The sequence below is a fragment of the Pseudomonas sp. HAR-UPW-AIA-41 genome (assembly GCF_002304225.1).
In the GTDB taxonomy this organism is placed as follows: domain Bacteria; phylum Pseudomonadota; class Gammaproteobacteria; order Pseudomonadales; family Pseudomonadaceae; genus Aquipseudomonas.
Genome location: NZ_NSLB01000005.1, coordinates 1 through 25,981, shown reverse-complemented (window position 1 = coordinate 25,981; position 25,981 = coordinate 1). Strand labels below are relative to the sequence as shown.

Genomic DNA, 25,981 nt, shown 5'->3' with positions numbered 1-25,981 from the left:
GGATGTGATCATGCCCAAGCCGATAACCCTGCTGCTCCTGCTCTGCCTGCTGAGTGGCTGCACGCCGCCCGCCGAGCTCGACCAGCAGCTGTACATCTGGCAGCGGCAGTGGCGGCCGAGCCACGCCGAAGCACTGCAGCAGACGCGCGAAACCTTCAGCCAGCTGCGCGTGCTCGCTCTGCAGTACCACCCGCAGGCGGGCTGGAGCGCGGCCCGTCCCGACCTGACGCTGCTGCGGACCGATGGCCGACCACTGGTCGCAGTGGTACGCCTGGACGGCCGCTTGCCAAAAGAACAGGACGAGGTAATCCGGAAAAGCCGGGCACTCCTCGAACACTGGCGAAGAGCCGGCCTGCCGCTGGTCGGACTGGAGCTGGACCATGATGCCGGGACGGCGCAACTGAGTCGCTATCGCCAACTGCTAATCGCTCTACGTCAGCAGTTGCCGAAAAGCATTCGCCTCTCCATCACAGCCCTACCCGCCTGGCTGGATAGCCCCGAGCTGCCCGCCCTGCTCGGTAGCGTGCAGCAGAGCGTGCTGCAGGTGCATGCGGTACAGCCGGCCAGCGAGGGATTGTTCGATAGCATTCAGGCCCGAAAATGGGCCGAGCGCTGGAGCCAGAGCAGCCAGACACCCTTTGTGCTGGCTCTACCCGCCTATTCGGTAGCCTTGCTGGACAATGCCGGTCGACGGCCATTGATCGAAGCCGAAGCACCCGTGGACAGCCGCGCGCCTCGCCGCGAGTTGCGCAGCGACCCACACGCTATGGCTCTACTGCTACGCCAATTAAGCGAGCATCCTCTACCACACCTGCAGGGGCTGATCTGGTTTCGCCTACCCCTGGCAGACGATCGCCGCAGCTGGCCGCTGGCAACACTACTGGCCGTCGCCCGTGGCGAGGCGCTGCAGCCGCAGGGTGAGCTGCAGGTCCACCGTGAGAACGACCTTAGCCAGCTGAGTCTGTACAACCGCGGCAATCTGCCCTGGCCACTGCCCGCCCGTTTGCAGCTGCCCGCCAGCCAGTGCAGCGCAGCCGACGGCCTGCGCCATTACCAGCTGCAGCGCCAACCGGCGCAGCTCTTGTTTATCCGCCGGCAGCCTGCTGAACTGCGCCCCGGCGCACGACTGGCACTGGGCTGGGCACGCTGCGAAGAAATCGATCAAGGAGGATGGAATGCACAACCCTGACTGGCGCCATGCCCTGCTGGGCAGCGCGCTGATTATCGGCAGCAGCGCCACACTGGCCTGCGGCCCCGACTTCCAGCTGCGCCTGCTGGGCGATCGCCAGCTCAGTCTCAGTGACCTGCCCGAAGGTAACTTTGCAGCTGAGGCAGCACGCCTCGGCCAACCAGTTGCCGGACTCGGCAAGGCCAGCGAAGCCACCCTGCAACCCTGGTGGGATGAAGATAACCAGCGCTATATCGAACAGCGAGACGAACAGGAACAGGTCGGCCTAAGTTCCGAACAAGCCGCACGCCTGGCCGAACTGCGCCGGTTGACCGACCCAGCCACCGCAGAAGCCGCCGCGTCCGACCTGCCCGCCGAGCTGCGCCTGTACAGCGCCGGCGCCGTTGCCTTCGCCCAGGGCGACTGGCCGCTGGCCGCCGACTACTTCCGTCGCCTGCTCGCCCTGCCTGCCAGCGAGCGCTCCCTGCGCAGCACCTGGGCCGCCTACTCCCTGGGACGTGCGCTGACCTACCAGAGCGAGACGGCCAGCAACGCCGAAGATGCCCAGGCCCGCCAGCAGGCCTTGCGCGAGCAAGCCAGCGCCGCCTTCGCCCAAACCCGCGCCCTGAGCAGCAGCGGCTTTGCCGACCCGCTGGAGCTGGGCATCGCCAGCCTCGGCGAGCAAGCCCGCCTGCAGCGCCAGGCCGGCGACTGGGACGGCGCCATCCGCCTCTATGCCAGCCAGATGCAGCACGACTCGCCCACCGGCTACAGCTCGCTCAAGCAACTGGCTCGCGAACTGGGACAGATGCCCGAGGAGCAACTCTCCCCATTGCTGCAGCAACCGGCCGTCGCCAGCCTGCTCACCGCCTTTCTCTTCAGCCACCTGGACTGGTCTTATGGCGAGCAGCCGGAGGGGCGTGCGGACTACGTGCTACGCCTGCTGCAACGCGGCGATGGCCTGCTGGCCGAAGCCGACCGCCTGGCCGCCCTCAGCTACCAGCATGGTGATTACCAAGGGGCTCGCCAGTTTCTCCAGCGCGCCGGCGACAGCGGCCTGGCGTGGTGGCTGCGGGCCAAGTTGGCCTTGCAGGACGGCGACAAGGATGCCGCGCGCGACGCCTACGCCAAAGCCGCCAAAGCATTCCCGGATGACGAACAATGGGGCTTTCGCCGCGCCCCGGACTGGAGCCACGAGACGGTCAAACCGCGCTGCCGGGTCGAAGGTGAAAGCGCCATTCTTGCCCTGGAACGAGGAGATTACCTGCAAGCCTTCGAGCTGCTCTATGCCAGTGGCGATCTGTACTGGTATGACACCGCCGAAGTGGCTGAGCGGGTGCTGACCCTCGACGAACTGAAGCGTTTTGTCGACCAGCACGTACCCGCCCCGACGCCCGAGCAGATCCCGGCCGCCGACAGCTATGAACCCCTGCCCGTCGCCGCCCGCCTGCGTGAACTGCTGGGCCGGCGCCTGCTGCGCGCCGAACACTGGGACGAGGCGGCGGACTATTTCGCCCGCGCCGAACTGCAGCAACAGGCCCATGACTATGCCGAAGCCCGCGAGCAGGGGCAGTCGCGCTGGAGTGCAATCGGCCAGGCAGAAGCGCTGTACCGCGCCGGCCTGCTAGCACGACAACACGGCATGGAGCTGCTGGGTAGCGAAATGGGGCCCGACTATCAGGTCCTCGGTGGCAGCTATTCCTTCGGCCCCGTGCAACTGCAGCCCAGCCCCTGGCTGAGCAAGGCCGAAGCCAGTCGCCAGCTTGAACACTTGCCCCAACCCAACCTGCGTTACCACTACCGCTATCTGGCCGCCACGCTGGCCGAGCAGGCCGCCGAGCGTCTGCCTCACTCCAGCCAGGCGTATGCCGCTACTCTCTGCCAGGGCACAGGCTGGGTGGAGTATGTCGACCTGACCAGCGCCCGGCGCCTCTATCGGCAGTATGTGGAAAACGGCCCCTATGTGCCCTGGGCCGCCAACTTCGGCCACCAGTGCCAGGAGCCAGACTTCACAGCGGCACAGACAAGCCAATGGCGGGAACAACTCAACGGTGTCCGCCACAACCTGAGTCAGTGGAAGTGGCCCTTGTTCGGCGTCGCAGGAGTGCTATTTGCCGGCAGTATCGCCTGGTGGCGTCGCCGCACCCGCAGCCAGGGTCTATAGTGAAGCAAACCCATCAGGAGTCCCGCCATGACCGAGTCTGTTTCAGAGCGCCGGCGCTTTCAGCGCATTGCCTTCGATGCCCTCACTGAGCTGCAACAGGGTGAACGGTACTGGCCGGTGCAACTGCACGACGTGTCGCTCAAAGGCCTGATGGTGCATGCGCCGGCGCAATGGAATGCCGACACCAATCAACCGCTGAAGGCCATCATCACCCTGGGCACGGATATCCGTGTAGAAATGGAGGTGGTGCTGACTCGCCAGGACGGCCCGATGCTCGGTTTTGTCTGCCGGCACATCGACCTGGAGTCGATCAGCCATCTGCGTCGCCTGGTCGAACTCAACCTCGGCGACCTGAGCCTGCTGGAACGTGAGCTGGCCGCGCTGGGCGGCGAGTAACCCAAATCGCATGGCCCGGCCTGAGCCGGGCGCTGCTGCACCTCACTGCAAGCGTGCCGGTACCTCTCGCCACTGACCAGGCTGCAGGCCATCGAGAGCAAAGGGGCCAATACGCACCCGTACCAGACGCAGGGTCGGCAAGCCCACGGCAGCCGTCATACGCCGCACCTGACGGTTTCGCCCCTCGCGAATCACCAGCTCCAGCCAGGCAGTCGGCACGCTCTTGCGAAAGCGGACCGGCGGGTGACGCTCCCACAGGTCAGGTTCTTCAATCTGCCGCGCCTCGGCCGGCAGAGTCGGCCCATCGTTGAGCTGCACGCCGTCACGCAGCTGCTGCAGCTGAGCCTCGCAGGGCTCACCCTCGACCTGCACCCAGTACGTCTTGCTCAGCTTGTACCTAGGGTCGGCAATGCGTGCCTGCAGCTGGCCATCGTTGGTCAACAGCAACAGGCCCTCGCTGTCACGATCCAGACGCCCGGCCGGATATACACCCGGCACATCGACAAAGTCCTTGAGCGTGGCGCGCCCCTGGTCATCCTGAAACTGGGTAAGCACGTCGAACGGCTTGTTCAGCAGGATCAGCTTCGCCTCTGCCTGCGCCGGCTTGGCGACTCGTCGTCCTGCAGGTGATGCCGCGCGAGGCGCGGACCGTGGCGCAGAAGCAGGTCTGGATTGCGGCGAGCGGGGACGCGGTGGACGTGACATGACTGGCAAACAGTTGGCTGGGCAGAAGTGCTGGCGCGCATGCTAGGGTCTGTTCCGTTACCCCGGCAAGCGAGAAACGACACATGTCACGCGCTCTGCGTCCCACCTGGCTGATCAGCCTGCTGACACTGGCTGGCTGCAGCAGCCCTTATCAGGGCCCGGTCAGCGACCACTTCGATGGCCAGCGTTTCCACAATATCGAGCCCAAGCCACACCACAGTTTCTGGAGCTTCCTGAAATGGCAGTTCAACCGTGAACCGCAAGTGGAATGGCTGCCGCAACCCGGCCCGGCCGAACCACCGCGCCTCGCCGAACGGGTAGACGGCGACGAGCTGCACGTCACCTACGTGAACCACGCCACCCTGCTGATCCAGCAGCATGGCCTGAACATCCTCACCGATCCCCTGTGGAGCGAGCGCTCCAGTCCGTTCAGCTGGGTCGGACCGAAGCGTTTTCACCCGCCGGGCGTGGCCCTGGATGCGCTGCCGCCGATCGACGTGATCCTGGTCAGCCACAATCACTACGATCACCTCGACCTGGCCACTCTGCGCCTGCTGGCCGAACGCTACCCGCGCGCGCGCGTGGTCACCGGTCTGGGCAATGCCGCCCTGATTCGCCAGAGCGGCCTGCAGCACATCACCGAACTGGACTGGTGGCAATCACTGACACTCAACGATGAGCTGACCCTGCATGCCGTGCCGGCACAACACTGGTCATCCCGTACCCGCAGTGACGTCAATCAGACCCTGTGGCTGGGCTTTGTCCTCGACTCGGCACAAGGCCCGGTGCTGTTTCCCGGCGATACCGGACTCGGCCCGGAGTTCAAGCTGATCCGCCAGCGCTTCGGCCCCATGCGCTTTGCCGCCCTGCCGATCGGTGCCTACGCGCCACGCTGGTTCATGCGCGACAACCACATGAACCCTGACGACGCCGTGCAGGCCCACCGTCAGTTGGAGAGCCAGCAGAGCATGGCCATCCACTTCGGCACCTTTAACCTCAGTGACGAAAACCAGTTCGCCCCGCCTCAGGCTCTGCACCAGGCGCTGCTCGACTGGCAGGTGCCGGCCGAGCAGTTCCGCGCGCCCAAGCCGGGCGAGCAGTGGCAGGTGCCTGTACTGCCGGCAGACAGTGATCAGAAAGAGGACCCGCGGTAGGTTTCCTCGCCGCCGAGCAGGGTCCAGAGCACCTTGGCCTGGCTGATCTGGTTGACCGGCAGTTTGAAGATGTCACGGTCCAATACCACCAGATCGGCCTGCTTGCCCGGCTCCAGCGAGCCGGTGTCCTGCTCCTGGCGCAGGGTATAGGCCGCATCGAGGGTATAGGCCCTTACCGCCGCCTCCAGGCTCGGCAGACTGCGAGGCCCCAGACTCAGCGCATTTTGCAGGATGCCCAAGGGCGACAAGGGGTTCACATCCCAGTCAGAACTCAGGGTCACATGCGCGCCACTGTCATAAAGCTCGCGCATTGGCAGCATGCGGTAGGTCCGCTGGCCAATCAGCGGCTGATTGTCCTTGAGAAACGAGGGCGTGAAGTACGGACTGGGCTGGAAATCGGCGATCACGCCAAACTGGCGGAAACGTGCGATATCCGCCCGATCCACCAACTCCACATGGGTCAGGCGATGACGCCCCTTGTCGGCCTGTTCGATGGCATCCAGCGCATCTCTCACCGCCTGATCACCGATGGTGTGAATATGCAGATCAAAGCCCACAGCGGTCAGCTCGCGGGCGTAGCGCTGCAGCCGCGCAGGCGTGAAGTAATACAGCCCCCGTGGATCGACTCCCGGCAAACTGCTCTGGTAAGGCTCGCGCAAACGGGCGGTGGTGTTGTGCACGATGCCATCCACGTACAGCTTGATCTGATTGACGCGCAGCAGTGAATCTTCGCGCCCTGCGTCATACAGATCCGCCAATGCCTCCAACTGATCGTCGTCTTCCAACTGCGGATAGGCCCAGAGTCCAAGGCTGGTCCGTGCCAGCAACTGGTCGGCATCCGCCGCACGTTTCCAGGCCTGCAGATGCCCACGACGCCAGAACACCCGAGCATCGGCCACTGAGGTGATGCCGTTACGAGCCAACTCCTCCTGGCCGGCCAATACGGCCTGATAGTAGGTTTCCTGCAGTGCTTTGGAGGGAGGCAGTGCTTTGTCCATCACCAGGTCCCCGGCGTTGTCGAGGACAACACCGCTGGGCCGTCCCTGGGCATCCCGCAGAATCACCCCACCCTCAGGATCATCCTGAGCCTGCTCGAAACCGGCCAGGCGCAGAGCTTCACTGTTCAGCCAGTAAGCGTGCGAAGTCTCTTCCATGATCGCCACGGGCCGATCTGGCGCAATCTGGTCCAGCAGTGCACGTGGGCTCTGCCCGCTCTGCAACAGGGTATGCAAGGCAAAGCCGCTGCCCAGCAACCACTCCCCTGACGCGGAGTCGCTGCACTCACCGATAGTGTCCAGCCACTGTTTAAGACTCTCGTCGGCCTGCAGCGGACAGTCAGCCTGAGCCTCCGAGGAGGCATCCAGAACATGGGCATGAGTATCCTGAAACCCAGGCAGCACAAGACGCCCCTTCAGATCGACGAACTCGGTCCGTTCATCCGCATATTCCTCGACCTCGGCATCACTACCGACCGCCATGATGCGTCCGTCCCCGTCGATGGCCAGGGCCTGCGCCCAAGGCTGCTCATCGTTGACGGTATGGATACGGGCGTTGTGCAGCACCAGGCTGGCAGCCTGCTCCTCGGCAAAAGCACAGAAAGCGACCAGAGTGAAGCAGGACAGGACAAGTCGTTGCATGGCACAAGACCTCTCAAAAAAGCCATGCCGGGCTAATCCGCAGCCAGTATTGCGGCAGGCGCCAGTCCGAGGTGTGGGAGCGCACAACCAGCAATACCGGGATGGTGCTGCGCATCAACCAGGCATGGGGAAAGGGAGGGGCACACTTCACCCCTCATTGGAGCAAGTAAAGATCACACCCGCGGCATATTCTTGGTCACGCAGTGAATACCTCCGCCACCGGCGGCAATCGGGTCGATGTTGACTTGCACGATGGCACGCCCTGGGTAGAGCTTGGTCAGCAGGTCCTTGCAGTACTTGTCGGCCGCCGCGTCGCCGAACTGCGGGGCGATTACCGCGCCGTTGATCGGCAGATAGTTGATGTAACCCGGAGCGAAATCCGGATTGTTCTGGGTGTACACGTTGCTGCGCTTTTTCAGAGGCGGCGGCAGGGTGTGCACCACCAGCTTGCGACCATCGGCGTCAGTGGCGTTCTGCAGGATCTGCAGATGGGTACGGGTTACTGCGTAGTCATAGGACTTCGGATCGTTGTCCAGGTTGGCAATCACCACGCCCGGTTTGACGAAGCGCGCGTAGAAGTCGACGTGAGCATCGGTGATGTCCTTGTCCTTGATACCCGGCAACCAGATGATCTTGCGCAGCCCCAGATTGGCCTTGAGCTCAGCCTCCATCTGCGCCTTGCTCATGCCCGGATTGCGGTTGCTGTTGACCCAGCAGCTTTCGGTCATGATCGCCGTGCCATGGCCATCGACCTCAATGCCACCACCCTCACCGGTCAACTGGCTACCAATGTAGGTCGCATCCAGCTCGTAGCTAAGGCTGTCGGCCACCTGCGTATCGCTGCCAGAAGCCTGCTTACCGCCCCAACCGTTGAAGTTGAAGTCGACCAGACCACGCCCACCCTGACCATCGACGACGAAACAACCGCCATAATCGCGCACCCAGATGTCATCAAGGGGCATGGTCAGGAACTGGATGTTGGTGGTGCCGCACTTCTGTTTGGCCAGACTCAGTTGGTTGGCACGGCAGAGCACCGTCACCGGCTGATACTTAGCGATGGTCTTGGCCAACAGGGCAATGCAGTTATTGACCGGGGTAGCCCAGTCTTCCCAGATTGAGGTGGACGCGGCAAAGGCAAGGAAGACGCGCTCCTGCAGCGCATGCTCATCGGGCATGTACCAACTGCCCGCAAGCGCTGCGCGCACGCGCGGCGCACTCAGGCCCAGCCCCAGAGTGGATACCGCACCCACGCCGGCCGCGAGGGTGAGCTGTTTGATGAATTCACGACGTGTCGACATGTTGCTGCTCTCTCCGTTGGTAGTGATTGGCTGACGCCCGCGACCGACTCTGAGGCCCGGCGCCGCCCTCCCTGGCGTGCGGCTCCCTCGAAGCGTTAGAAGGTCTTGTTCACACCCAGCACCAGGGTCGCCGAGCAGACGTCGTCGAAGCCCATGTAATTGAGGCACTCACTGTCGGACAGGTCGGTGTCGACATAGCTGGCTGACCAGTTCAGGCCCAGCAGCTCCTTGCTCAGCTTGACCTGCCACTCGTGGTAGCTGTCACGAGTGTCGCCCTGGTCGTCGATGAACAGCGGGTCCTTGTAGTCGGCCAGGCCATAGCGAAGGTCCAGCCCGATATCCGCCGGCAGCACATGGCTGTAGCCGACGAAGCTGTAGAACATGCTCTGGTTGCCGCCCAGATCGTCCGAGTAGTAGCCGCCGAGCTGGAAGCCATAGACACTGAGCTTGCTGAAAACCTCGCTGTAGTTGAGGTCGCCCTGCCTTGGATAGGCGTACTTGTAGTAGGCGGTATCCAGGCTGATGTCATCGCTGATCTGCCAGTTGTAACCGGCGAAGTAGTCGATCTCCTGGCGGGTATCGCTGCCCAGACCAAAGTCGACGTTGGAACTCCAGACCCCGGCATACAGCCCGCTGGCATGGCTCAGGGTGGCCGAGCCCTGCACGGCCGGGTCGTTCTGCGTCTGCGAGATACCGCGTGTGCGGTAATCGCTGTAGGCGCCGGCATCCAGGTACAGGCTGAAGTCTTCGTTCAACTCGATGGCCTGAGTGATCGAAGCCACAGCGGACAGCGCCGCGGCAAAACTGAGTGAGGCGAGTGGTTTCATGGAGCGCTCTCTTCTTGTTGTTGTTTTCGGGATGAAACAGCCCTCCGCCGGCAGCCGGAGCTGCGACGGTGAGGGCTAATCAGGGAATGGAGATCAGTGTTGGGCGGTCTTGAACGCCGTCCAGGCGCGCATGCGGGCACGCATATCGCGTTGAGGGATGTCCTTGCCGGGGATCAGCCGGGCGTAGGTCGCCTCATCCACGTAGATGTCCGGGTTGCCACGCATGTCCTCGGCCACCATCGGTCGGGCCTTGGCGCTGGAGGTGGGATAGCCGGTGAAGTTGCTGATATCGGCCATATTCTGCGGGCGCATGATGAAGTTGATCAGCGCGTAGGCGTACTCCGGATGCTGGGCATCCTTGGGAATGGCCATGGTGTCCATCCAGATGGTGCTGCCCTCGCGCGGGATGCGGTAAGCAAACTGCACTTTCTTGCCGGCGGCATCAGCACTGCGCTGAGCCTGGGTCATGTCGCCGCTGTAACCCAGCGACAGGCAGATATCACCATTGACCAGCTGGGTCACCGGCTGCGACTGGAACTTACGGATGTAGGGCTTGATCGACTTGAGCAGTGCCGTAGCCTCGGCCAGATCATCAGCCTTGCCACTTCGCGGCTCATGCCCGAGGTAATTGAGTACCACGGCCAGCACCTCATCAGGCGAGTCGATCATGGAGACACCGCAGTCGGCGAACTTAGCCAGCAGCTCCGGTTTGAACAGCAGATCAAGGCTATTGGTCGGCGCATTCGGCATGCGCTTGTTGATCATCTCGACGTTGTAGGTCAGGCCAATCGATCCCCAGGTGTAAGGCACCGTGGCATGCCGCGAATAGGGGTACTTGGTCTGCAGGGTGCGCAGACCCGGCTCGATGTCGTCCAGATGCTCCAGCTTGCTCTTGTCCAGCTTTTGCAGCGCGCCGGCGCGCATCAGCCGCTCAGCCACGGTGTCACCTGGGAAGATGAGATCGTAGCCACTGTGGCCGGACATCATCTTGGCTTCCAGCGTCTCGCTGCTGTCCATGACGTCGTAGATGACCTTGATACCGGTTTCCTGGGTGAACCGGGTCAGCGTGTCTTCGGCGAAGTAGTCGGCCCAGTTATACAGCTTCAGGGTTTTCTCTTCGGCTTTGGCCGAAAGAACCGCACAGCCCAGTGCAAGGCTCAACGAGCCAACCAACATTTTGTTCAATGCGTTCATGCTCAGACTCCCGGCGTTTGCCAATGGATATGCGTTTTCTGGCCGTCCAGGCCGAGCAGCGGGCCATACATTTCCGGCCGGCGGTCGCGGTAGACACCCCAGGTCAGGCGCTCTTCGCGCATGGCTGCCAGGTCCAGCTCCCGAACCAGCACACCGCTGGTGTCGCGGTCGGCTTCAGCCAGCAGCTTGCCCTTGTGGTCGGTGATAAAGGACGAGCCGTAGAAGCTCATCTGCAACGCCGGGTCAGTGGTCGCGACTTCGCGACCGATACGGTTGGCGGCAATCACCGGCATGATGTTGGCGGCCGCATGACCACGCTGGGTCAATTGCCAGTGATCGCGCGAGTCCAGCGCCGCAGCGCCCGGCTCGGAACCGATGGCCGTGGGGAACAGCAGCACTTCGGCACCCTGCAGGGCCAGACAGCGGGCCGTCTCGGGGAACCACTGGTCCCAGCAGATACCCACGCCGATGCGGCCGAAGGCGGTGTCCCAGACACGGAAGCCGGTATCGCCGGGGCTGAAGTATTCTTTCTCCTGATAGCCAATGGCGTTGGGGATATGCGTCTTGCGATAAACCCCGAGCAGACGGCCATCGGCATCGGCCACGGTCAGCGAATTGAAGTAGGCATTGCCGGCCTTCTCGAACCAGGACAGCGGCAGTACCACACCCAACTCACCAGCCAGCGCGGCGAAGCGCTTAAGCAGCGGACTGCTCTTGTACTCTTCGGCCAGCGCCAGGTGCTTGTGATCCTGCTCGATGCAGAAATACGGGGTAGCGAACAGCTCCTGCAGCAGGATCAGTTGCGCGCCCTGGGCGGCGGCTTCACGCACCAGTTGTTCGGCACGGTCCAGGTTCTGTTTCAGGTCCCAGCTGCAGGCGAACTGGGTAGTGGCGACGGTCAGCTTGCTCATGGCCTCACCCCTTCAACGGCCAGGCCGGCTGCTGCTGGGTGATGCAATGCACCCCGCCACCGCCATGGGCCAGCTGGTTGATCTGCACCGGCACCACTTCACGACCCGGGAAGGCCATGCGCAAGGTGGCGGCGGCTTCATCGTCGGCGGCAATGCCGTAAGCCGGCATGATGATGGCGCCATTACAGATGTAGAAGTTGGTGTAGGAAGCACAGAAGACTTCCGCCTCGGTATCCACCGCATCGGTGGCCTCATACAGATCAATCAGCTCGAAGCGGCGACCACAGGCATCGGTGGCCAGCTCCAGTGCGCGACGGTTCTCACGCACAACCTCGGCATACACCGAGCCCTTGTCGTGAGTGGCATCGACCAGCAGCGCGCCGGGTTTGGCGAATGCGCACACACCGTCCACATGGCCGTCGGTCATGTCGCCGGTAACGTATTGCGGATCGCCCGGCAGCCAGATGGTCTTCTTCACACCCAGCAGGCGGGCGAAGATGTCTTCCATCTCGGCTTTGCTCATACCGGGATTGCGGTTGGGGTTGAGCAGCACCGACTCGGTGGTGATCAGGGTGCCCTCGCCGTCCACATGGATGGCGCCACCTTCGTTGCTCAGCGGCGTGCCAAAGCACTCCAGACCGAGGCCGTTGAGAATGCGCCGAGCCAGGCTCTCGTCCAGATCATGGGCTGATTTTCCGCCCCAGGCATTGAAGCGCCAGCTCACACCAGCCAGGCCCAACTGCGGATGGCAGACAAAGCTTGGGCCGGAGTCACGGCACCAGCTGTCATTGATGGCCAGCTCGATCAGCTCGATATTGGCACCACACAGCTCGCGGACACGAGCCACAGCGGACGGGTCGACCACCATTTTCACCGGTTCGAAGCGCGCGATGGCGTTGGCCACGCGCGCAAAATCAACCTGCACCTCAGCCAGAGTGACGCCCCAGCCCGACTCCCAGAGCGCTTTATTGTGCGGAAAGGCCATCCAGGTGGCGGCATGTGGAACCCATTCAGCCGGCATTACCCAGCCGTTGTGTACGTCGCTAGCAAACTGCATAAAAGTGCCTATCAATTAAGTCTTTGTTATCAAACAAAACCGCAGACGCGGTAATGACTTGCATGCTAGGCCTGTAAAAATGCAGCAACAAACGATAGATTTTGCGCAATTCTGATTAGCAGGACTTATCAATCATGCTCAAGCACTGGCCTCCCCTGAACGCCTTGCGCGGCTTCGAAGCGGCCGCCCGCCTGGGCAGCTTCCACAAGGCCGCCGAGGAGCTGCACCTTACCCAGTCGGCCATCAGCCAGCAGATCCGCAGCCTGGAAAGCTATCTGGAACAACCGCTGTTCTTCCGCCAGGGCCGCAGCGTGGCCCTGACCGATGCGGGCTTCGATCTGCTCAGCACCACCCAGGCGCTACTGCAGCAACTGGCCGTGGGCATCCGACGGCTGGAGCAGTACCGCAAACCCAATCAGTTGGTGGTCAACACCACCCCGGCCTTCGCCCGCCACTGGCTGCTGCCGCATCTGGCGGAATTCCATCGTCTGCACCCACAGATCGACTTATGGCTGTTTACCAGTGACGAGGCGCCCGACATGACCACCCAGACCATCGACGTGGCGGTACGCGACGATCTCACCGCCCAGGCCGAATGCAGCTACCGCGTCCTGCTGGAAGACCGCCTACTGCCGGTCGCTCACCCCAGCGTGCTGAGCCTGCCTGCCGAGCAACGCACCACCCTGCATGGCGAGCGCGAAATGGACTGGAGCCATTGGCAGGTACAGGGCGGCGCGAACGTGGGCCAACACAGCCAGGGACTGAATTTTTCCGACCCCGGCCTGCTGCTGGATGCCGCCAGCCAGGGCCTCGGCATTGCCCTGACCAGCGAGCTGCTGTCGAGCGCGGCGCGCGAACAAGGCACGTTGCAGCCACTGGTCGAACAGCGCGTTCGCGGCCCGCGCTGGAGCTGGCTGGTGCATCGCGACAGCGAAGCAGACCCGCTGACCGTCAGCTTCTGTCAGTGGCTGGCTGAGCGGCTTCAGCTGTCTCAGGCCGCTGCCACTCAGGCGGCATCCACAGGTGCCTGAAGCGCTGTAACAGAGGACCGGGACGCGCCACGTCGCGCGCCAGATCGACCCACTCGTGCAGGTTCAGCCACAGCGGGTTGAAGCTCTGTACCTGGCGCACGATGCCGTAGTCGACTGCCTCCTGCTCTTCGACGAAGGTGCCGAACAGCCGGTCGTAAATAATCAGGATGCCGCCGTAGTTGCGGTCGATGTACTGCGGGTTGCGGCCATGGTGAGCGCGGTGGTGCGAAGGCGTATTGAAGAACCACTCGAACCAGCGCGGCAGCTTGTGCACCGCCTGGGTATGCACGAAGTACTGGTAGGCCAGACTCACCGACAGCATGAACAGCACCCACTCCGGCGCAAAGCCCAGCCACACCAGTGGCAGGTAGAACAGCCAGTTGCCGGCCACGCCATAGAACAGGCTCTGGCGCATGGCGGTGGTGAAGTTCATGTGCTCCGAGCTGTGGTGCACCACGTGCGCCGCCCAGAACCAGCGAATGCGGTGACTGGCGCGGTGAAAGGCGTAGTAGCACAGCTCCAGACCGAAGAAGAGCACCACATAGGCCAGCGGCGTCATGCTGAAGTCCAGCACGCGGTGGGCATGCACCCAATAGTAGGCCGGCAGCACCAGCACCAGTACCAGCAGCGCGTCGGCCAGCAGATAGATGCCGCCCAGGCCGAGGCTGGCCAGCGAGTCACCCAGTCGGTAGACACCGCGCTCGCGCATTTTCAGCCACTCGGCGGCCAGGGTGGCGATAAACAGCGGGGTCAGAATCAGCAGCAGGTCGCGACGCACATCGACGGCGCTCCACAGCTCGGCAAGCAATTCCATGATCAGGCTCCACAAGGTTTTCCAGTGCGCCAAGCGTGCGGCAAAAGCGCTGGCCAGGCTTGACCGTCCCCGCTATCTTTTTGACCAATCACGCCAACCTGCGAGTCCGCATGCGCATCGCCACCAGCTACGTCACCCTGCTCTACGAATACCTCGCGCGGCTGGGTGTCGACGGCCCGACTCTGCTCGGCCCGCCGCCGGCCGGCAGTCACGGACAGGTCCCGATGCCACTCTGGCAAAGCCTGCTGCAGCGCGCCGACAGCGCCCTGCAACGCCCGGCACTGGGCCTGGAGATTGCCGCCGGCATCAGCCCGCGACACTTCGGCGTGGTCGGCTATGCGGCGCTGGCCTGCACCACCCTAGGCGAGGCGCTGCAACGACTGGAGCGTTTTCATGCCCTGGTGTACGACGTCAATCCGGCGCAGCTGCGCCTCGAAGGCGAGCAGGTCATCGTGGAATGGGGCATCGCCTGCGGCTGCCCGGGCCAGTTGGTCGATGAAACCGGTGTGGCGGCACTGGTGCAACTGGCGCGCAACATGACCGGCCAGACGCTGCCGGTGAGCGCCGTGGATTTCGTCAATCCGCCCCCTGCCGACACCGCCCCCTACACCGCGTTCTTCGGCTGTCCGGTGCGTTTTGCCCAGCGCAGCACGCGCATCGTCCTGCCCCTGCACTACCTGCAGCTGCCGCTGCGCCAGGCCGACCCGGCCCTGCTGGCCCTGCTCGATGCTCAGGCCGAGGGATTCCTGCGCCAGCAGCAACAGGGCGGCCTGCTGCAGCAATGCCAGCAGGCGCTGATCCCGCTGCTGCGCGATGGCCGGGCCAGCCTGGCCGACCTGGCCAGCCAGCTGCACCGCTCGCCGCGCACCTTGCAGCGCCATCTGGGCGAACAGGGGCTGAGCTTCCAGCAACTGCTGGACGATACCCGCCGGCAACTGGCCGAAGGCTACCTGCAGGACGCGCAACTGCCGCTCAGCGAAATCGCCGCCCTGCTCGGTTTCTCGGAGCAGAGCGCCTTCAGCCGGGCCTTTGCCAAGTGGCATGGCCAGAGCCCACTGCGCTGGCGGCAACAGACTCTGGCCGGCTGATCAGCGGAACGGCGGCTCGTCGAAGCTGCGCAGCTTGCGCGAGTGCAGCGAATCGAGCTGCCCCCGCAGCAGGTCCAGTGCCGCGATGCCGATGGAGAGATGCTGGCTGACCGCACGCTGATAAAACCCCGTGGCTGAACCCGGCAGCTTGATCTCGCTGTGCAGCGGCTTGTCCGACACGCACAGCAGGGTGCCGTAGGGCACCCGCAGGCGGTAGCCCTGGGCGGCGATGGTGCCGCTCTCCATGTCCACCGCCACGGCCCGCGACAGGTTGATCAGCGCCCGCTCATGGGCCCAGTGCAGCTCCCAGTTGCGGTCGTCGTAAGTCAGTACGGTGCCGGTGCGCAGGCGTTTCTTCAGCGCTTCGCCGCGCTCGCCGGTGACCTTGGCGGCAGCCTCCTGCAGCGCCTGCTGCACCTCGGCCAGCGCCGGAATGGGAATGTGCGGCGGCAGCACCCGGTCGAGGATGCCGTCACGACGCATGTAGGCGTGAGCCAGCACGTAGTCGCCGATGGTCTGCGACTGCCGCAGGCCACCGCAGTGGCCGATCATCAGCCAGCAGTGCGGGCGCAGCACGGCCAGGTGGTCGGTGATGTTCTTGGCGTTGGACGGACCGACACCGATATTCACCAGCGTGGTGCCGTGGCCGTCATCGGCGATCAGGTGATAGGCCGGCATCTGGTAGCGGTGCCAGACCACGCCTTCGATGATCGCCTGCATCTCACCCTCGTCCATGCCGCGCTCGACCAGCACGTTGCCGGGCAGCACCATGCGCACGTAGCGGGTGTCGGCCAGCAGCTGATCCAGACCATAGCGGATGAACTGGTCGACATAGCGGTGATAGTTGGTCAGCAGAATCCACGGCTGCACATGGCGCCAGTCGCTGCCGGTGTAATGCACCAGCCGGCGCAGGGAGAAATCCACCCTCGCCGCGTCGAACAGGGCCAGCGGCAGCGGGTCGATATTGGCCCAGTCGTACAGGCCGTCGGCCGTGCCGTCGCTGACCATGGACAGGTCGGTGCTGGGGAATACCCGCGCCAGCTCGGCGGCGGTCACCCCGGAGCCGGCCAGTTCGTCACCCTGCTCGACCACATAGGGATAGGGAATGTTCTGCTGACTCAGGCCGACTTCGATGGTCACGCTGAAATCGGCCATCAGCGGGGTGAGCTGGTCCAGCAGGTAGCGGCGGAATTCATCCGGGTGGGTAACCGTGACGCTGTAGGTGCCCGGCACCTGCACCTTGGCATAGGCGCGCACCGTACTCGGCACCTCGCCCTGGCAGTGGTAGGTCAGGCGCAGCTCGGGGTAGCGGAACTGTTCGCGCTCCAGCGCGCTGGGTTGTGCGCGCTCCTTGAGATAGCGCCTGAGTGCCTGACTCAGGGCCTCACGGGCCTGGCGGTGCAGCACAGACAGGCGCTCGACGGCCTCCTCGGCGGTGGCCGCGACGACGAACTCGTTGAACAGCATGGCGCTCACGGATGCACTCCTGCGGTAACGGACAGCCCTATCTTGCGCCGGCCTTTGTGACCATTACCAGCCGACGGACCGATTTGACCTGCGCAGGTCATATCCCTAGACTGCGCGCCCCGCTCCAAGCCCGATATTGACTGCAATGCTGCCTGTTTCCGCCCTGTCCTGCCTTGCCCAGCCCGATCCGCGGCTGCTGGCGCGCACCCGGCCGGGCGACGCCAAGCTCAAGCGCCGGCGCAGCGTGCTGTTCGCCTTCACCTTCTCCCCTCCCGCCTGCTGATTCTCCGGGCCTGACGCCCGCGATCCTGCATTCCCCCTGCGGCCCGTTTGCCGTGGGGCGCCGTTATTTTCGCTGTAGATCCGCCACGCGGCGGATGGGAGTTTCAAATGCGTTCTTCCTGGCTTCTGGCCCTTCTGATTCTGGCCGTTTCCGTGGTCGGTCTGAGCATGGGTGCCACCCTGCCGCTGGTGGCCCTGCGCCTGCACGAGGCCGGCGCCAGCAGTCTGACCATCGGCGTGCTGTCTGCACTGCCGGCCGCCGGCATGATGCTCGCCGCCCTGCTGGTCAACCGCCTGTGCCGCCACCTCAATGCCCGCCAGTTGTACCTGGGCGGCTTTGCCCTGTGCCTGCTGGCCGTGTTGCCACTGATCCCCGCACACGTGCCCCTGCTCTGGCTGGCCACCGCCCGCCTGCTGCTGGGGCTGGCCATGGGCGTACTGGTGATCCTCGGCGAGTCCTGGGTCAATGAACTCTGTGACGAACGCCGCCGGGGTCAGGTGGTGGCGCTCTATGCCGCCTGCTTTACCGGCTGCCAGCTGGGTGGTCCGGCCATGATCAGCCTGTTCGGCACCCAGGGGCCGTGGCCGGCCTCGCTGGTGGCCGCCGCCAACGCCCTGATTCTGCTCCTGCTCTGGCGCCATCTGCCGGCCGAACTGAGTGAGCCGGAAGCCGAAGGGCCACGGCGCTTCTCCCTGCTCGGCTTCATCAGGGTGGCTCCGGCACTGTGCCTGGGGGTGCTGTTCTTCGCCTTCTTCGACAGCCTGGTGCTGTCGCTCTTTCCGGTGTACGCCAGCGGTCATGGCTATGCCGTGGGCATCGCCGCCCTGATGGCCAGCGTGATCCTGGCCGGCGACATGCTGTTTCAGGTGCCGCTGGGCTGGCTGTCGGACCGCATGGAACGGCGGGTGCTGCACCTGGGCTGTGGCCTGCTGACCCTGGCGCTGGGCCTGGCCCTGCCCTGGCTGATCGGCACACCGGCAGCGCTGTGGCCAGCCCTGGTGGTGCTGGGCGCCGCCGCCGGCGGTATCTACACCCTGGCACTGGTGCTGATCGGCCAGCACTTCCGCGGCCCCGATCTGGTCACGGCCAATGCCTGCGTAGGCCTGTTGTGGGGCGTGGGCAGCCTGATCGGACCGCTGCTCAGCGGGGCGCTGATGAACCTCGGCCCGCAGGGGCTGCCCCTGTCGCTGTGCCTGGGCGCCAGCCTGTTTGTGGTGGCAGCCTTCGCGGCCCTGCCCCAGATGCGCCGCGCCTTCAGCCACTGACCACTGCTGCAGGACGGGCGTCCATGCCGTATGCTGGACGCCCACTCACTGCCTGAAGTCCGCACCATGCTGCGCCCGTTGCTCTGCTCCCTGCTGCTCTGCCTGCCCCTGACCGGTTTCGCCAAGGTGGAGGTCAAACCTGTTCAGCACAAAACGCTGGGGCCGATGCTGGTGGCCAAGGTGTCCGAGGAAATCAGCCCCGGCGATTACGAAGTGCTCCTGCGCGGCATCACCGGCAACCCCGGCCGCTATGTGAAGAAGATCGTGCTGCTGGACAACATCGGCGGCAGCGTGCCGGAAGCCATGCGCATGGGTCGCCTGCTGCGCGAGTCCGGGTTCGATGCGCTGGTGCCGTCCACCGGTGTATGCCAGGGCACCTGCGTCTACCTGCTGGCCGCCGGCCGCGACAAGACCGTGAAAGGCTACGTCGGCCTGCACAAGCCACCCTTCGCCAGCGGCGATTCGGTATTTTCCGGGATGACCTACCAGGGCGTGCGCTACAGCCCGGCGGCCTACTTCCGCGAGATGAACATTCCCACCGCCCTGCTCGAAGACATGCAGCGCATCGAGCCTCGCAACATGCGCGTGCTGTCACCGGCCGAGCTGGCGCGCTACCGCCTGAACTGACCCGGCTGCATCCTCCATCGACGCAGTTACTGGCGGGCCACCGCGCGCGCCTTGAGCGCCTGCCGCACCTGACCCTGTAGCTGGTAGGCCGGAGCCTCCAGAGCCCGGTAATCCCGGGCGTAGCGGGCAGCGAACTGATCGACACCCAGCTGCCGGTACTGCTCCACATGTTTGAGCTCGTGAGCCCACAGGGCGACGTCGTCACGGGCTTCGGCCTCATCGCGAAAGACAATCACATCGATCAAGGTCACCGCACTGACATCCGGGTTCTGCATCAGCGTGTGAGCCATGTTCAGCTCCACCGGATCGCCGACCTTGAAGCGCACCGAATCCAGCACGGCAAAGTCGAAGTAGGGCTCCAGCTGGGCGCGGATATGCAGCGGAATCGGCTCCACGCCGCTGGCCAGCAGGCGATGGCGCGACTGCACAATCCAGTCACGCAAGCCGGTACTGGCCAGGCGGTGCAGATCATCCAGCCCCGGCGCGTCCTGCGGTGCACAGAAACAGGCCAGCAGGCACACCTGCTGCTGACCGGCCGGGCAACCGGCCGCCTGAACGCCAGCGCTCAACACCGAACTCAACACCAGCAGAGAAAGGGACTTCAGGGCTTTCACAGACACTCCACGACACGCAGTTGGCTGTCTGCTCAGACAGCGCGGGCGACAGTTTGTCACTCGCGCGTCGTCAAGAGAATGTCGTCAGGCCAGATGCGGCGTGCTGCGCACCAGCAAAGCCGCGACATCCACGCCACGCGGCAGGGTGCCGTAGACCCGGCCACGACCCTGCAGGCGGCTGGCGATAAAGGCATCGCTGACCGTGGCATTGCCGGCTTCCAGCAGCAGTTTGGCCTGCAGCGCCACCGCCACATCTTCGGTCAGCTGGCGGGCGCGGTACTGGATGTCGGCCATGTCGCTGAAGTCGCTCCTGAGCTGGCGGATATGCGCAGCCAGACGAGCGTCGCCGTGGCCATCGCCCAGTTCATGGAACAGCGCATCAAGCACGCCCGGCTCCTTGGACAGGGCACGCAGCACATCCAGGCACTGCACGTTGCCCGAACCTTCCCAGATGGAGTTGACCGGCGCTTCGCGGTACAGGCGCGGCAGGATGGTTTCCTCGACATAGCCGGCGCCGCCCAGGCACTCGCTGGCCTCGGCGACCATCTCTGGCGCCCGCTTGCAGATCCAGTACTTGCCGATGGCCGTGACCAGGCGGGCGAACCTGGCTTCCTGCTCGTCGTGCGGGTTTTCCAGCGCGCGGCCCATGCGCATGCACAGCGCCAGCGCCGCCTCGCTTTCCAGGGCCAGATCGGCCAGCACGTTCTGCATCAGCGGCTGCTCGGCGAGCACCTTGCCACCGACCTTACGGTGCGCGCAGTGGTGCGTGGCCTGGGTCAGCGACTGACGCATCAGGCTGCTGGAGCCCACCATGCAGTCGAAGCGGGTCATGGCCACCATCTCGATGATGGTCGGCACGCCACGGCCTTCCTCGCCGATCATCCAGGCCAGGGCGCCGCGGTACTCGACCTCGCTGGAGGCGTTGGCCCAGTTGCCCAGCTTGTTCTTCAGGCGCTGCACGTAGAACTGGTTGCGCGTGCCATCCGGGCGGTGGCGCGGCAGGAGGAAGCAGGACAGGCCCTTGTCGGTCTGCGCCAGGGTGAGGAAGGCGTCGCACATGGGCGCCGAGCAGAACCACTTGTGCCCGACCAGCTCGTAGGCCTGGCCCGGACCGCCGGCACCCACCGGATAGGCACGGGTGGTGTTGGCGCGCACGTCGGTGCCGCCCTGCTTCTCGGTCATGGCCATGCCGATGGTGACGCCGGCCTTCCGCGCCATCGGCACATTGCGCGGGTCGTACTCGGTGGCGAGGATTTTCGGCAGCCACTGCTCGGCGATGTCCGGCTGCAGCTTGAGTGCAGGCACGGCGGCGAAGGTCATGGTCAGCGGGCAACCACTGGCGGCCTCGGCCTGGCTGTGCAGGTAGGTCAGACCGGCGCGGGCGACATGGGCACCGGCGCGCTGTTCGGTCCAGGGCAGCGACGGCAGGCCATGCTCGACTGCCGTACGCATCAGCTCGTGGTAGGCCGGATGGAACTCCACCAGATCGATGCGGTTGCCGTAGCGGTCATGGGTCTTGAACTGCGGCTTGTGCTCGTTTGCAAGAAAGCCCGCCGCCATCAGCGGCCCGCCGGCCAGGGCACCGTAAGTGTCCAGACGCTGCTCGGCCCAGCCGGCACCGAAGCGGCGGCTCCACTCCTGCAGCGGCAGATCGAGGCGGTAGAGGTTGGCGCCATCCAGGCTGGGAACCTGGTTGAACACCTCATGGGTTTCAGCGAACTGGTGCAGGCTCATCGGGCAATCTCCGTGGGCAGGTTTTCTACAGGCGGGTTTTCCGGGGACCGAATGTTCAATGGCAGGGACGCACCCACGGCACGCAGGCAGAAGTTGCTCAGCCCCTGGCTGACCGTCGCCAGGTCCATGCCGGGCTCACCGGATTCCCGCGCGGCGCGGGCCGAGGGCGACAGAGGCCCCACCAGCGCCTCGGCAATAGCACCGACCAGACAGGCGGCACTCAGGCTCAGCGAGTCCACCTGAAACTGTCCCAGGACCCGTCCCTCGTCCAGCAGACGGACGAACAGCTGGGCATAGGCCTCGCGGAACAGCAGGCGCTGCTCGTCCACCTCGGGCTCGACCGGTTCGGCGATCAGGGCAAACGCCAGCTGACGACTGTGCCAGGCACGCTCGGCAAAGCCCCGGACACCGGCCAGCAGGCGCTCACAAGGGCTGCCCGGCGCGCCGAACACCGCGGCCAGGGCATCCACTTCGCGCTGACTGGCGCGGGCAAAGACCTCGGAAGCCAGCTCGCCCTTGCGGCTGAAATGACGGTACAGGCTGCCTGTGGCAATGCCGGCCTCGGCCGCCAGCCCCTGCATGGTCAGAGCGGCAAAACCGCCGGCCGCCACCTGAGCATGGGCGCAGGCCAGAATGTGCTCACGCAGCTGCTGATCACGTTCGAGACGGGCGGTGGTAGTACGGTAAGCCATACTCTGAATCCGGATTCACACTTTGCAGCAGTGAATCACGGACAACCGGACAGGCAAAGGGGGATTTATGCCAAAGCGCCCGGCCGATCCGGCCAGGGCTGATCACGGCGCAGACACAGCGACAGACCTCAGCTGACGGCCGAGGCCTCGCCTGACGCGGTGCAGAGCACCCAGTCGTGCAGCAGCACCTGCAGCTCGGCGAACTTCACCGGCTTGGCCAGGTAATCGTTCATGCCGGCAGCCAGGCAGCGGTCGCGATCGCCGCTGTGACTGTGCGCCGTCACCGCAATCACCGGCACCTCGGCACAGCCCGGCAACGCGCGCAGTTCCCGCGCGGTGGCAAAGCCGTCCATCACCGGCATCTGGCAATCAAGCAGCACCGCATCCACCCTCTCGCGGCGCAGCAACTCGATGGCCTCGGCGCCATTGTCGGCCGTGCGCACCTGATAACCGAGCTTGAGCAGCATGCCGCGGGTCACCAGCTGATTGATGGCGTTGTCTTCGACCACCAGCACCACGCACTGACCTGGCTCGCGCACGGGCGTGCCCTGGCGGCGCAGACGGGCCGGCGCCTGCTCGGCGCGCGTGCGCAGCGGCAGACCGACCGGCACGCGCAGGGTGAAACAGCTGCCACGGCCCGGCTCGCTGCGCTGCTGCAACTCTCCGCCCAGCAGCAGAGCCAGCTGACTGCTCAGCGTCAGACCGATGCCCAGCCCACCGTATTCACGGGTCATGGAGCCATCCAGCTGACGGAAACGCTGGAACAGGGAAGCACCGGCCTGCTCGGCAAAGCCGATGCCGCTGTCCTCGACCTGCACGCACAGGGTCAGGCCGCTGCTGCTGACCTGCTCGCCGCGCACCCGCAGGATGACGCGCCCCTGCTGGGTGAACTTGACCGCGTTATCCAGCAGGTAACCCAGGGCCTGAGTCAGTTTGGCGGCATCGCCCTCAAGGGTATCGGGCAGGCTGTCGTCCAGTTGCAGTTCGAAGTTCAGGCCCTTGTCATGGGCTCGACCGGCAAACTGCACGCGCAGGCTGTCGAGCAGCGCGCGCAGACTGAACGGCCCGCGCCGCGGGTACAGCTTGCCGGCCTCCAGCTCGGTGAGCGCAAGGATGTCGTTGACCATGTGCATCATGTCGCGCGCCGAACTGACCGCCGTCTTGTGGTACTGGGCCAGCTCGATGTCCATGTTCACCGTCTGCATCAGCTCCAGCGAACCGATCACGCCGTTCATCGGCGTACGCAGCTCATGGGTCACGGTGGAGAGGAATTCGTCCTTCAGCCGGTTGCTGTTGGCCAGCTCTTCGTTGAGCAGGGCGAGCTTGCGGCTGGACTCCTGCAGGATGCGCGCACGCTCCTCCTTCATCGCATTGATGCGGTCAGCCAGTGCCAGCGACAGCAGGCCGACCTCCATCGCCGAGCCCAGCTGGCTGGCATACATGGTGAGGAACATGTTGGGCAGGTAGCCCAGCACCATCAGGGTGTTGACCAGGCCGCCGATCAGGAACGCCGACCAGGCGAAGATGAAATAGCGCGCCACGCGCATGCCGCGCGACCAGGAGATCAGCCCGGCGCTGAAGATCACCAGGGTAAACACCAGCGCCAGCAGGGTGGCCAGACGCAGCGCCAGGGCATAGCTGGCCACCAGCGACAGCAGCATGACCAGGCCGCCGGCAAACATCATCACGCGCAGAGTGCGGTCAACCCACGGACTATGCTCGGCGGTGTGCAGGAAGCTGCGGGCGAACTGGCAGCCGAACAGGGCCGCCGAGCCGATCAGGAACGGCGTCGCGGCATTCGCCCACCAGGGGCTGTCGGGCCAGAAATACTGTACCCCGGCGCCGTTGACCGAGACCTGATACAGGCCGAACGAAGCGATATAGAGGATGTAGTAGAGGTAACTGGTATCGCGCACGCTGATGTAGATGAACAGGTTGTACACCAGCATCACCAGCAGCACGCCGTAGATGATCCCCAGCACGTAGATGCGGCCCGGCTGGGCCTCCAGGTAGGCCTGGGTCGACCAGAGGTTGAGCGGAGCCTGAATCGAGCCCTGGCTCTGCAGACGCAGATAGACGCGCTTGCGCTCGCCAGCCTGGAACTGCAGGGGAAACACGTAGTTGTTCTGCTGGATCAGCCGCGAGGAAAATGGCAGGGCATCGCCGGTCTGCGCGACGCGCTGCAGCCCACCCCACAAATCCGGCACATACAGATCGAGCTGATCCAGCGGTGGGTAGGCCAGTTCCAAAAGGAACTCGCGGCTGTCGCGCCCCTGCGTCGGCTGGTATTCAAGATCCAGACGCAACCAGAACACCGAACGCGAGTAACCGGCATTGAGTACGTCCTTGTCATGCCGGCGGAAGCTCGGCTCCAGCGCTGCGGAGGTGATGTCGGTCAGCGCCGTATTGCCCCGCACATCCTCGAATACCGCAATTTCCCGGCCCAGCGGCAACTGCCGGGTATGCTCGTCGAAGCTGACTGCGCCAGCCAGTTGGGCCCAGCAGAGACATAACAGGGTTAGGAAATAGCGCATTGCCACACTCGTCGATGACCATATTTCCGGCGCACGGTGGGACGAGCCGGTTCCAGGCGCTAAGGAGGTTGGAGTGATGAAATTTAGCACAAGCGTGCTGCAGAAAATGTTCTGAATCTGCCTCGCGGCTCGTTCATGCTGTCAGTAATACCAAGGGGTACAGAGGGGAACCTGGCAGTCACGTCGATTTCGGTCTATCGCACTGTTGGTGGTAAGCTGCGCCGCCATGAATACCTATCCTTCCCGCCCCGTTGTCCTCTGTTTGTCTGGCCACGACCCGAGTGGTGGAGCTGGTCTACAGGCGGATATCGAAGCCCTGCTAGCCCAGGGGTGTCACGCCGCACCGGCGATCACCGCGCTGACCGTGCAGGACACAGTCAACGTCAGCGACTTCCGCGTGCTCGACCGCGCCTGGGTCATGGCCCAGGCGCGAGCCATCATCGCTGACCTGCCGGTAGCTGCCGTCAAGCTGGGCATGCTCGGCTCGGTGGAGATGGTCGATACCGTGGTAGAACTGATGCAGCAGCTACCCGGCATCCCCCTCGTCTGCGACCCGGTGCTGCGCGCTGGTGGCGGTGGCTCGCTGGGCAAGGATGACGTCGGCTATGCCATGCGTGAACGCCTGCTGCCGATCGCCGCCATCGCCACCCCCAACCTGCCGGAAGCACGCATTCTGGCCGAGCTGCCGGAAGGCACGGCGGACGAATGCGCCGAGAAGCTGTCGCCCTTCTGCCGGCACCTGCTGATCACCGGCGGTCACGGCGACGAAACCGACATCCACAACCGTCTCTATGTGCGCGGCGGCGACAGCCATACCTTCACCTGCGTGCGCCTGCCCGGCAGCTACCACGGCTCCGGCTGCACCCTGGCCAGCACCCTGGCAGGCCGTCTGGCACTGGGCGAGGAGCTGGTCAGCGCGGTGCGTTCGGCGCTGGATTACACCTGGCGCACCCTGCGCGATGCCGAGCAACCCGGCCGTGGCCAGTATGTGCCACGTCGCCTGCCGCTGGACTTCTCGCTATGAAGGGCCATTCGTGAGCAGCAAACTGCGCGGTTTGTATGCCATCACCGACAGCCAGCTGCTGGCTGACGGCAAGCTGCTGCCCTACGTCGAAGCCGCTCTCAAAGGCGGCGCGCGCCTGCTGCAATACCGCGACAAGAGCGCCGATGCCGCCCGCCGCCTGCGCGAGGCCGAGGCCCTGCGCGAACTGTGCCGGCAGTACGGTGCCGACCTGATCATCAACGACGACGCCGAGCTGGCCGCGCGCCTGGGCGTCGGCGTGCACCTGGGCCAGAGCGACGGCTCGCTGGCCGCCGCCCG

24 protein-coding genes are annotated in these 25,981 nt (G+C 64.6%); 11 read left to right on the top strand and 13 right to left on the bottom strand.

Going from position 1 to position 25,981, the window contains the following annotated elements; genetic code table 11:
- Positions 1-10 precede the first annotated feature (10 nt).
- Genes CK486_RS11130 through CK486_RS11120 form a run of 3 tightly spaced genes read left to right on the top strand, consistent with a single transcriptional unit; the run spans position 11 to position 3,728 of the window.
- The gene (locus CK486_RS11130) at positions 11-1,189 is read left to right on the top strand and encodes a DUF3142 domain-containing protein (protein ID WP_256574411.1); all 1,179 of its coding nucleotides are present in this window, start codon (positions 11-13) and stop codon (positions 1,187-1,189) included.
- Positions 1,176-3,332, top strand: a complete 2,157-nt coding sequence (locus CK486_RS11125) for a hypothetical protein (RefSeq protein WP_095940381.1) — start codon at positions 1,176-1,178, stop codon at positions 3,330-3,332. Before CK486_RS11130 ends, CK486_RS11125 begins: the two co-directional genes overlap by 14 nt.
- A 27-nt stretch (positions 3,333-3,359) precedes the next feature.
- A complete protein-coding gene (locus CK486_RS11120; RefSeq protein WP_095940380.1) occupies positions 3,360-3,728 on the top strand; it encodes a PilZ domain-containing protein in 369 nt (122 codons plus the stop codon).
- 42 nt (positions 3,729-3,770) lie between these two features.
- Here the strand turns inward: CK486_RS11120 and CK486_RS11115 are convergent, their stop codons facing one another.
- Complete coding sequence (locus CK486_RS11115) at positions 3,771-4,433, bottom strand: pseudouridine synthase (RefSeq protein WP_095940379.1); 663 nt, start codon at positions 4,431-4,433, stop codon at positions 3,771-3,773.
- Positions 4,434-4,516: 83 nt separating this feature from the next.
- Here CK486_RS11115 and CK486_RS11110 point away from each other — a divergent pair, with 83 nt between their 5' ends.
- Entirely contained in the window at positions 4,517-5,587 is a 1,071-nt protein-coding gene (locus CK486_RS11110; protein WP_095940378.1) for an MBL fold metallo-hydrolase, read from the top strand.
- Here the strand turns inward: CK486_RS11110 and CK486_RS11105 are convergent.
- The 6 genes from CK486_RS11105 to CK486_RS11080 all read right to left on the bottom strand — a co-directional run bounded on the left by CK486_RS11105 (position 5,566) and on the right by CK486_RS11080 (position 12,511).
- Entirely contained in the window at positions 5,566-7,224 is a 1,659-nt protein-coding gene (locus CK486_RS11105) for an amidohydrolase (protein WP_095940377.1), read from the bottom strand. The two genes, CK486_RS11110 and CK486_RS11105, sit on opposite strands and share 22 nt — an antisense overlap.
- Positions 7,225-7,397: 173 nt before the next feature.
- A complete protein-coding gene (locus tag CK486_RS11100) occupies positions 7,398-8,522 on the bottom strand; it encodes an agmatine/peptidylarginine deiminase (RefSeq protein ID WP_095940376.1) in 1,125 nt (374 codons plus the stop codon).
- Positions 8,523-8,617: 95 nt separating this feature from the next.
- Positions 8,618-9,349, bottom strand: coding sequence for a TorF family putative porin (locus CK486_RS11095; protein ID WP_095940375.1), 732 nt, complete (start codon positions 9,347-9,349; stop codon positions 8,618-8,620).
- Positions 9,350-9,442: 93 nt separating this feature from the next.
- On the bottom strand, positions 9,443-10,543 hold the full coding sequence (locus CK486_RS11090; protein ID WP_095940374.1) for an extracellular solute-binding protein: 1,101 nt from the start codon (positions 10,541-10,543) through the stop codon (positions 9,443-9,445).
- 2 nt (positions 10,544-10,545) lie between these two features.
- On the bottom strand, positions 10,546-11,454 hold the full coding sequence (gene aguB / locus CK486_RS11085; RefSeq protein WP_095940373.1) for an N-carbamoylputrescine amidase: 909 nt from the start codon (positions 11,452-11,454) through the stop codon (positions 10,546-10,548).
- Between the two features lie 4 nt (positions 11,455-11,458).
- A complete protein-coding gene (locus CK486_RS11080) occupies positions 11,459-12,511 on the bottom strand; it encodes an agmatine/peptidylarginine deiminase (RefSeq protein ID WP_095940372.1) in 1,053 nt (350 codons plus the stop codon).
- 134 nt (positions 12,512-12,645) lie between these two features.
- On the opposite strand from CK486_RS11080, the gene CK486_RS11075 reads away from it, so the two are divergent.
- Positions 12,646-13,542, top strand: a complete 897-nt coding sequence (locus tag CK486_RS11075) for a LysR substrate-binding domain-containing protein (protein ID WP_095940371.1) — start codon at positions 12,646-12,648, stop codon at positions 13,540-13,542.
- Here the strand turns inward: CK486_RS11075 and CK486_RS11070 are convergent.
- A complete protein-coding gene (locus tag CK486_RS11070; RefSeq protein ID WP_095940370.1) occupies positions 13,463-14,356 on the bottom strand; it encodes a sterol desaturase family protein in 894 nt (297 codons plus the stop codon). The genes CK486_RS11075 and CK486_RS11070 overlap by 80 nt on opposite strands.
- Positions 14,357-14,466: 110 nt before the next feature.
- On the opposite strand from CK486_RS11070, the gene CK486_RS11065 reads away from it, so the two are divergent.
- Positions 14,467-15,444, top strand: a complete 978-nt coding sequence (locus CK486_RS11065; RefSeq protein WP_095940369.1) for an AraC family transcriptional regulator — start codon at positions 14,467-14,469, stop codon at positions 15,442-15,444.
- Here CK486_RS11065 and amn read toward each other — a convergent pair whose 3' ends face one another.
- Positions 15,445-16,911 carry an AMP nucleosidase gene (gene amn, locus CK486_RS11060; protein WP_095940641.1) on the bottom strand — a complete coding sequence of 489 codons (1,467 nt, stop codon included), beginning with the start codon at positions 16,909-16,911 and terminating at the stop codon, positions 15,445-15,447.
- A 145-nt stretch (positions 16,912-17,056) separates the two neighbouring features.
- Here amn and CK486_RS18080 point away from each other — a divergent pair, with 145 nt between their 5' ends.
- From CK486_RS18080 to CK486_RS11050, 3 genes are all read left to right on the top strand, one after another.
- A complete protein-coding gene (locus tag CK486_RS18080) occupies positions 17,057-17,194 on the top strand; it encodes a hypothetical protein (RefSeq protein ID WP_176481696.1) in 138 nt (45 codons plus the stop codon).
- 107 nt (positions 17,195-17,301) lie between these two features.
- On the top strand, positions 17,302-18,459 hold the full coding sequence (locus CK486_RS11055; RefSeq protein WP_095940368.1) for an MFS transporter: 1,158 nt from the start codon (positions 17,302-17,304) through the stop codon (positions 18,457-18,459).
- Between the two features lie 30 nt (positions 18,460-18,489).
- Positions 18,490-19,086, top strand: a complete 597-nt coding sequence (locus tag CK486_RS11050) for a hypothetical protein (RefSeq protein ID WP_371915500.1) — start codon at positions 18,490-18,492, stop codon at positions 19,084-19,086.
- 26 nt (positions 19,087-19,112) lie between these two features.
- Here CK486_RS11050 and CK486_RS11045 read toward each other — a convergent pair whose 3' ends face one another.
- From CK486_RS11045 to CK486_RS11030, 4 genes are all read right to left on the bottom strand, one after another.
- Positions 19,113-19,706, bottom strand: coding sequence for a DUF4157 domain-containing protein (locus tag CK486_RS11045; protein ID WP_095940367.1), 594 nt, complete (start codon positions 19,704-19,706; stop codon positions 19,113-19,115).
- A gap of 78 nt (positions 19,707-19,784) precedes the next feature.
- Positions 19,785-21,434, bottom strand: a complete 1,650-nt coding sequence (locus CK486_RS11040; protein WP_095940366.1) for an acyl-CoA dehydrogenase family protein — start codon at positions 21,432-21,434, stop codon at positions 19,785-19,787.
- Entirely contained in the window at positions 21,431-22,126 is a 696-nt protein-coding gene (locus CK486_RS11035; protein ID WP_095940365.1) for a TetR/AcrR family transcriptional regulator, read from the bottom strand. The genes CK486_RS11040 and CK486_RS11035 overlap by 4 nt, the downstream gene beginning before the upstream one ends.
- Positions 22,127-22,254: 128 nt before the next feature.
- Positions 22,255-24,660 carry a hybrid sensor histidine kinase/response regulator gene (locus CK486_RS11030; RefSeq protein ID WP_095940364.1) on the bottom strand — a complete coding sequence of 802 codons (2,406 nt, stop codon included), beginning with the start codon at positions 24,658-24,660 and terminating at the stop codon, positions 22,255-22,257.
- A gap of 226 nt (positions 24,661-24,886) precedes the next feature.
- On the opposite strand from CK486_RS11030, the gene CK486_RS11025 reads away from it, so the two are divergent.
- Together CK486_RS11025 and CK486_RS11020 are read left to right on the top strand one after the other, a co-directional pair.
- A complete protein-coding gene (locus CK486_RS11025) occupies positions 24,887-25,684 on the top strand; it encodes a hydroxymethylpyrimidine/phosphomethylpyrimidine kinase (RefSeq protein ID WP_095940363.1) in 798 nt (265 codons plus the stop codon).
- A 10-nt stretch (positions 25,685-25,694) separates the two neighbouring features.
- Positions 25,695-25,981: thiamine phosphate synthase (locus CK486_RS11020; RefSeq protein ID WP_256574410.1), on the top strand; the 287-nt coding region annotated here is incomplete at its 3' end.

Bases quoted from the DNA above. Each gene is read 5' to 3' on its own strand.
- CK486_RS11130 (WP_256574411.1), top strand. From the start codon at position 11: ATGCCCAAGCCGATAACCCTGCTGCTCCTGCTCTGCCTGCTGAGTGGC.
- CK486_RS11125 (WP_095940381.1), top strand. From the start codon at position 1,176: ATGCACAACCCTGACTGGCGCCATGCCCTGCTGGGCAGCGCGCTGATT.
- CK486_RS11120 (WP_095940380.1), top strand. From the start codon at position 3,360: ATGACCGAGTCTGTTTCAGAGCGCCGGCGCTTTCAGCGCATTGCCTTC.
- CK486_RS11115 (WP_095940379.1), bottom strand. From the start codon at position 4,433: ATGTCACGTCCACCGCGTCCCCGCTCGCCGCAATCCAGACCTGCTTCT.
- CK486_RS11110 (WP_095940378.1), top strand. From the start codon at position 4,517: ATGTCACGCGCTCTGCGTCCCACCTGGCTGATCAGCCTGCTGACACTG.
- CK486_RS11105 (WP_095940377.1), bottom strand. From the start codon at position 7,224: ATGCAACGACTTGTCCTGTCCTGCTTCACTCTGGTCGCTTTCTGTGCT.
- CK486_RS11100 (WP_095940376.1), bottom strand. From the start codon at position 8,522: ATGTCGACACGTCGTGAATTCATCAAACAGCTCACCCTCGCGGCCGGC.
- CK486_RS11095 (WP_095940375.1), bottom strand. From the start codon at position 9,349: ATGAAACCACTCGCCTCACTCAGTTTTGCCGCGGCGCTGTCCGCTGTG.
- CK486_RS11090 (WP_095940374.1), bottom strand. From the start codon at position 10,543: ATGAACGCATTGAACAAAATGTTGGTTGGCTCGTTGAGCCTTGCACTG.
- aguB (WP_095940373.1), bottom strand. From the start codon at position 11,454: ATGAGCAAGCTGACCGTCGCCACTACCCAGTTCGCCTGCAGCTGGGAC.
- CK486_RS11080 (WP_095940372.1), bottom strand. From the start codon at position 12,511: ATGCAGTTTGCTAGCGACGTACACAACGGCTGGGTAATGCCGGCTGAA.
- CK486_RS11075 (WP_095940371.1), top strand. From the start codon at position 12,646: ATGCTCAAGCACTGGCCTCCCCTGAACGCCTTGCGCGGCTTCGAAGCG.
- CK486_RS11070 (WP_095940370.1), bottom strand. From the start codon at position 14,356: ATGGAATTGCTTGCCGAGCTGTGGAGCGCCGTCGATGTGCGTCGCGAC.
- CK486_RS11065 (WP_095940369.1), top strand. From the start codon at position 14,467: ATGCGCATCGCCACCAGCTACGTCACCCTGCTCTACGAATACCTCGCG.
- amn (WP_095940641.1), bottom strand. From the start codon at position 16,911: ATGCTGTTCAACGAGTTCGTCGTCGCGGCCACCGCCGAGGAGGCCGTC.
- CK486_RS18080 (WP_176481696.1), top strand. From the start codon at position 17,057: ATGCTGCCTGTTTCCGCCCTGTCCTGCCTTGCCCAGCCCGATCCGCGG.
- CK486_RS11055 (WP_095940368.1), top strand. From the start codon at position 17,302: ATGCGTTCTTCCTGGCTTCTGGCCCTTCTGATTCTGGCCGTTTCCGTG.
- CK486_RS11050 (WP_371915500.1), top strand. From the start codon at position 18,490: ATGCTGGACGCCCACTCACTGCCTGAAGTCCGCACCATGCTGCGCCCG.
- CK486_RS11040 (WP_095940366.1), bottom strand. From the start codon at position 21,434: ATGAGCCTGCACCAGTTCGCTGAAACCCATGAGGTGTTCAACCAGGTT.
- CK486_RS11035 (WP_095940365.1), bottom strand. From the start codon at position 22,126: ATGGCTTACCGTACTACCACCGCCCGTCTCGAACGTGATCAGCAGCTG.
- CK486_RS11030 (WP_095940364.1), bottom strand. From the start codon at position 24,660: ATGCGCTATTTCCTAACCCTGTTATGTCTCTGCTGGGCCCAACTGGCT.
- CK486_RS11025 (WP_095940363.1), top strand. From the start codon at position 24,887: ATGAATACCTATCCTTCCCGCCCCGTTGTCCTCTGTTTGTCTGGCCAC.